This window comes from Legionella tunisiensis, from assembly GCF_000308315.1.
In the GTDB taxonomy this organism is placed as follows: Bacteria; Pseudomonadota; Gammaproteobacteria; order Legionellales; family Legionellaceae; genus Tatlockia; species Tatlockia tunisiensis.
This window is the reverse complement of the sequence record NZ_CALJ01000070.1, coordinates 1-5244: the sequence shown is the minus strand read 5'-3', so window position 1 is coordinate 5244 and position 5244 is coordinate 1. Positions and strand designations below refer to the sequence as shown.

Below are 5244 nucleotides of genomic sequence, written 5' to 3'. Positions count from 1 at the left end.
GTAGAAATGTAGCTAGTCCTAATGAAGGGCCATGCTTATAAACACTAATACCAATAACAAAGCATAAATTTTTCCATATAAGATATCAGGCATAATCTCACTTAAATAACCTCCTAACCGTACCCCTAGGATACTACCAATAAAAATACCGAGTACTGCAGGCCAATAGATATAACCTGTACTATAAGGTGGAAGATGGGTTTCTTGAGAACCTGCTAATGCAAAAATAATACTACCCACAACTCCACTCGGAATAGCTAGCGCATTCGCTAACCCAGATACCTTATTCATTGGGACGCGGTAATACCTGAAAAAAGGCACAATAATTACACTGCCACCAATTCCCAGAAGTGAAGCAATCGTACCCGTTATAAGACTTACTACCCTTAATGTGGTTTTACTTGGCTTTCTTGCTACAGATGAATCTTTTTTAAAGAACTCCTGTTTAATTGTGCGCAATAAAACCAATCCTATTAACGTCATAAAAATATATTTTAACCATTGGGCATCGATTATGTTTGCAGTTGATGCACCAATAATGGCGCCCACAATTAGTAAAGGCAGCATTTGCTTTAGCAAGGGAATATCTAAATTTTGACTACGAAAGTGCAACGTGGTGGTATACATCATATTGATTAACATCAACATAAGTGAAGTACCAACAGCAATATGCATAGCTAATTCCATCGTTACACCATGCCAAGGTAAGAGCCAGAATAAGATAGGGACAACCACAAAGCCACCACCAAAACCAAACAACATGGCTAGTAAGCCTGTAAACACACCAACAAGAAAATAAATTATAAGCATACTGTTTAATCCTTGAAGTTGATTACAGGTGGATAATTTGCTGTTGAAGATTATTTATGTTTTTGTATTTTCCGATTATCAATGATTTAAATGAGAGTGTACATAATAAGTAACTGGTGCAAACGCCCTGCTAAGCTATGCTATTATCGAAACTCTTTTTTGAAAAGAGGAGCAAAGCCATGGAGAGGCCAAACTGACCATTCAACCTCTCAACAAATAAAATTTTAAACAAAGATTTCCTGTAAAAATTAACCATCGCCTGGAGAGCTCGGCGTTCTGCTTTAGCATTATAAATTGTGCCTAATTGCGTATCATGTGCATGTGGATTAGCAAACGCATGTTGAGTATGACCATACATATGCACTTGCCAATCTACTTTGGCCTCTGTCATCTCCTGACAGAACTCATTGACTTGCTCAGGCCGCACCATCGGATCGTCATAACCGTGCAGAACCAGAATTTTAGCGTGGATAGGATGACTAGCCAGCTTTTCTTCCGGTTTATTTAATAAACCATGAAAACTAACCACACCTTTTAGTTCAGCCCCACTACGAGCTAAATCCAAGGCACACAGGGTCCACGAAACAAACCCTATTATTGCTATACGATTAATATCTACCTCGGGCATGGCTATTAATGCATCATAAGCAGCCCGAATACGTTCGCGAAGTAAGCGACGATCATTGGCTAAAGGTTGCATAAGTCCCATTTTTTCATGAGTACTCGCTCCTATGCGCCCATGTCCATACATGTCCAAAGCAAAACCAAGATATCCCATCTCAGCGATCATTTGGGCTTTTTCACAAGCAAATTCATTACGCCCACTCCAATCATGAGCAACTAAAACTGCCGGCCGCGGTTGATCATTTTCATCATCATAAGCAAGAAACCCATGTAATTCCTGTTCACCATGATGGTAAAGATAATTCGATGTATGCATACCCGTCCTTTTTTCCAATTGCTTACAGTCTAAATCGATATTGGCAAATGTCCAGTACCTGATTGTTAGTCGTTCTCTTTCCAATATTCAAGCTGCTGATTTTATATATTCAACGATGCATTCCACTTGGCTCACTATATGCTTATACAATTTTATTATAATAATGCCCAAATTGATCTTTCTTGAACTATGATCAATTTATAGTTCGAACATGGATTGGAATTATGCTTGCTAGTACCTTGACTGAGTTTAGAGACTATATTCACGCTCAACTATGTTATCAATTATTCATTACCCCTATTCATCTGCCTGTTGAAAAACCATATCGCGAATTTTTGCACGTCGTGCTTGCGAGTTTTTCCTGGAAAACCGAACTGAGGTCATTCACTGTATTTATCCACGTCATCATGTCCTTCATCACTTTGCTCCTCATGACCACTCAACAGCCAAAAAAGTACTCATTACCCATGGTTGGATGTCGCGGGCAGCTTACATGGCTCGCCTGATACGCGCTCTTCATCAGCAAGGTTTTGATGTTTATGCGCTTGATTTTCCAGCACACGGCGAAGCAAAGGGCATGCAATTACCATGGACCGATGCTGTTTTATTACTAAAACATATATTGAATGATTTTGGTCCATTCTATGGCTTAGTAGGCCACTCTTTCGGTGGTTCTATGCTATTGAACACGTTAAATCTTGCCAGTCAGCTACCCGAGTGGCAACTTGATGCGGAGCCAGAGCGGGTAGTCCTTCTAGCATCACCAACCCGCATGCGCACGCCAGTAAGTAAATTAGCCAGGCAATTCAAATTAAGCGGTCGTGGTTTTCTTCTCTTGCGCGAATTGTTTCGCCAACATGCTATAACGGATTTGAGCAAACTTGATTTTCGGCATTATATCAATAACGCTAAAACCCCCTTTCTCTGTATTCATGGCGACAAAGACGATTCAATTCTGCCTAGTGAATCAATCATTTTCTGTCAACAATACCCTCACGCTGCACTCGCTTTATTGCCAGGAGCAGATCATGTTAGCGTATTAATAGATGAGCGGGTAGAAAAAACCGTTTGTCAATTCATGACTTAATCCAGTGTTTTGCGATAACGTTTAAAACCAATGGTCATGACCACAGCCATAAAAGCGATAATCGGGATTACTTGTTGCCACACCTCCCAGAATCCATTTCCCTTTAGCAAAATCCCGCGAACTATCACTAAAAAATGCGTTAAAGGTAAAAATTACCTAGCCATTGCGCCCAATCCGGCATACCGCGGAATGGAAACATAAACCCTGACAATAAAATAGAAGGCAAAAAGAAAACATCGCACCTTGTACTGCTTGTAGCTGATTAGTAGCAAGCGTGGAAAAGGTCAAACCTACCGCCAGATTAGCAGCAATAAATGGTAAACAGAGCAGTAATAACAGTAAAATACTGCCTTGCATGGGTACATCAAACACAAATTTAGCCATACATAAAATAAGTAATACTTGTAAATATCCTACGATAATATAGGGAACAATTTTCCCAACCATAACCTCCATAGGTTTCAGGGGAGTCGCTAACAAATTCTCCATAGTTCCACGTTCAAATTCCCGAGTAATGACTAATGCGGTAATAATCACCATAGTCATTGTCAGTACCACACCTAACAGACCAGGTACTATATTATAGGCAGTGATCGCCAATGGGTTATAAATAGCATGGACTATCGGGTTGTATGGTGGAGAACCGGCAGCCAAGTTATTTAAAGGTCCAACGAGCTCTTCTTTCAAAGCCAAAGAAGCTAGCTCACTAAATACTGAAACTGCACGACTGGTTGCTGCAGGATCAGTAGCATCCGCTTCCAGTAACAAAGTTGGCTTTAGGCCTTTAACCAAGTCATGGGAAAAATTAGGTGGAAAATTAACTACAAATTGTACGTCACCTTTTTTCAACCAAGCGCGTGCCTCTTCCTCGGTTGATGCTGGCTTTACAAAGTGAAAATAAGTCGAATCTTGCATGGCAACCAGGATTCGACGGCCAAAATCACTATAATCGGGATTAACAATGGCCGTTGGTAAATTACGCGGATTCGTATTAATTGCAAAACCAAACAAAGTTAGTTGTATTAAGGGTATGCCAATAATCATTGCAAAGGTTGCTCGGTCACGAGCCATTTGAATAAATTCCTTTGCCATAACAGCAAGCAGGCGAGAAATTGCCTCTTCTCTCAACTGAGCTCTCCCTCTGATTTTTTCACCAGACTTATAAAAGCATCTTCCAAGGTAGGTTCTATAATTTGCCAGGTTATAGACGTCTCTTTAGCTAGCTGACTTAAACTTGCTTCTACCTTCTCTCGTTCATAACCACAAATATGCAGCTGGTTACCAAATAATGCGGCCTGAGTCACTCCGTCCATAGTTTTTACTTCTTGCAGCAAGTGTGTAGTCACTTCACCTGTTACTTGCCAAGTACTTAAATTGGTAGCATCAATAACTTCTTTAACGGTACCTGTTACCAATAAATTGCCATAGGCCAAATAAGCAAGACGAGTACAGCGCTCTGCTTCATCCATATAATGAGTAGATACAAGGGTTGTAATTCCTTTTTCACTCAAATTATGAATCTTATCCCAAAACTCGCGACGCGCTATTGGATCAACACCAGCGGTAGGCTCATCAAGTAGTAGCAATTGAGGTTCATGTATCAAGCATGCAGCGAGTGCTACGCGTTGCTTCCATCCACCTGATAATTGTCCGGTTAATTGCCGACGCCGACGCATCAAACCAAGATCGTCCAGTGCTCGCTCCACTCGTTCCTTCTTTTTATCAAGATTATAAACACGGGCAATAAAATTTAAATTTTCCTCAATACTTAAATCCGTATAAAAACTAAATTTCTGCGTCATATAACCAACTTGTTTTTAATTTTTCTGATTCAGTCAGAATATCGTACCCTAAACAAGTGCCCCGTCCTCCGTCTGGGGTTAATAACCCGCATAACATCCGAATAGTTGTTGTTTTCCCACTACCATTGGGTCCTAAAAAGCCGAAAACCTCACCCTTTGCTACAAACAAACTAACGTCATTGACAACTATTTTATCGTCAAAGGATTTACGTAAATCAACTACATCAATAACACCGATTTTGTTCATGGTAAAAATACCGATACGGGTTGCCCAGGTTTAAATTCATCGGGGTACCTAAGTTTTGCCTTGATGCGAAAAACCAATTTATCATTGTTGTCGCGACTATAGACAAGAGGAGGAATATATTGTGCTTCAGGAGAAATATAATTGATGGTAGCTTGGCTCGTTTTCATGCAGCCATCACAAAGAAATGAAATCTCTTGCCCTCGCCGCAATTGAGTTAGAGCCTCTACCGGTACAAAAAACTCAATATGGACATTGTTAGGCGGCAAGAGGGAAAGTATGGCTTGCTGACTACCTACAAACTCTCCTTCCCGGTAATAAGTATCAAAAATATAGCCATCATTTGGCGCATAAACGGTTT

At 40.4% G+C, this 5244-nt stretch carries 7 protein-coding genes and 1 pseudogene; 1 reads left to right on the top strand and 7 read right to left on the bottom strand.

Going from position 1 to position 5244, the window contains the following annotated elements; translation table 11 throughout:
• Positions 1-18 precede the first annotated feature (18 nt).
• The gene (locus BN58_RS05485; protein WP_019215984.1) at positions 19-810 is read right to left on the bottom strand and encodes a sulfite exporter TauE/SafE family protein; all 792 of its coding nucleotides are present in this window, start codon (positions 808-810) and stop codon (positions 19-21) included.
• 130 nt (positions 811-940) lie between these two features.
• Positions 941-1750: a dienelactone hydrolase family protein gene (locus tag BN58_RS22410; RefSeq protein ID WP_083852118.1), complete on the bottom strand. Its 810-nt coding sequence runs from the start codon at positions 1748-1750 to the stop codon at positions 941-943.
• 224 nt (positions 1751-1974) lie between these two features.
• Here BN58_RS22410 and BN58_RS22405 point away from each other — a divergent pair.
• Positions 1975-2837: pseudogene (locus BN58_RS22405) on the top strand (alpha/beta hydrolase).
• Here the strand turns inward: BN58_RS22405 and BN58_RS35800 are convergent.
• The 5 genes from BN58_RS35800 to BN58_RS05460 all read right to left on the bottom strand — a co-directional run.
• Positions 2834-2965 carry a hypothetical protein gene (locus BN58_RS35800; protein ID WP_269570097.1) on the bottom strand — a complete coding sequence of 44 codons (132 nt, stop codon included), beginning with the start codon at positions 2963-2965 and terminating at the stop codon, positions 2834-2836. The pseudogene BN58_RS22405 and the gene BN58_RS35800 overlap by 4 nt on opposite strands.
• A 28-nt stretch (positions 2966-2993) precedes the next feature.
• The gene (locus tag BN58_RS22400; RefSeq protein ID WP_232220365.1) at positions 2994-3965 is read right to left on the bottom strand and encodes an ABC transporter permease; all 972 of its coding nucleotides are present in this window, start codon (positions 3963-3965) and stop codon (positions 2994-2996) included.
• Positions 3962-4639, bottom strand: a complete 678-nt coding sequence (locus BN58_RS22395; RefSeq protein WP_198009828.1) for an ABC transporter ATP-binding protein — start codon at positions 4637-4639, stop codon at positions 3962-3964. Before BN58_RS22395 ends, BN58_RS22400 begins: the two co-directional genes overlap by 4 nt.
• Positions 4623-4886: an ATP-binding cassette domain-containing protein gene (locus BN58_RS35795; RefSeq protein ID WP_198009827.1), complete on the bottom strand. Its 264-nt coding sequence runs from the start codon at positions 4884-4886 to the stop codon at positions 4623-4625. Before BN58_RS35795 ends, BN58_RS22395 begins: the two co-directional genes overlap by 17 nt.
• On the bottom strand, positions 4883-5244 hold a 362-nt coding region (locus tag BN58_RS05460), incomplete at its 5' end, for an HlyD family secretion protein (protein WP_019215981.1). The genes BN58_RS35795 and BN58_RS05460, both read right to left, overlap by 4 nt.

Excerpts from the sequence above, each read along its gene's own strand:
- BN58_RS05485 (WP_019215984.1), bottom strand. The coding sequence starts at position 810 with ATGCTTATAATTTATTTTCTTGTTGGTGTGTTTACAGGCTTACTAGCC.
- BN58_RS22410 (WP_083852118.1), bottom strand. The coding sequence starts at position 1,750 with ATGCATACATCGAATTATCTTTACCATCATGGTGAACAGGAATTACAT.
- BN58_RS22395 (WP_198009828.1), bottom strand. The coding sequence starts at position 4,639 with ATGACGCAGAAATTTAGTTTTTATACGGATTTAAGTATTGAGGAAAAT.
- BN58_RS35795 (WP_198009827.1), bottom strand. The coding sequence starts at position 4,886 with ATGAACAAAATCGGTGTTATTGATGTAGTTGATTTACGTAAATCCTTT.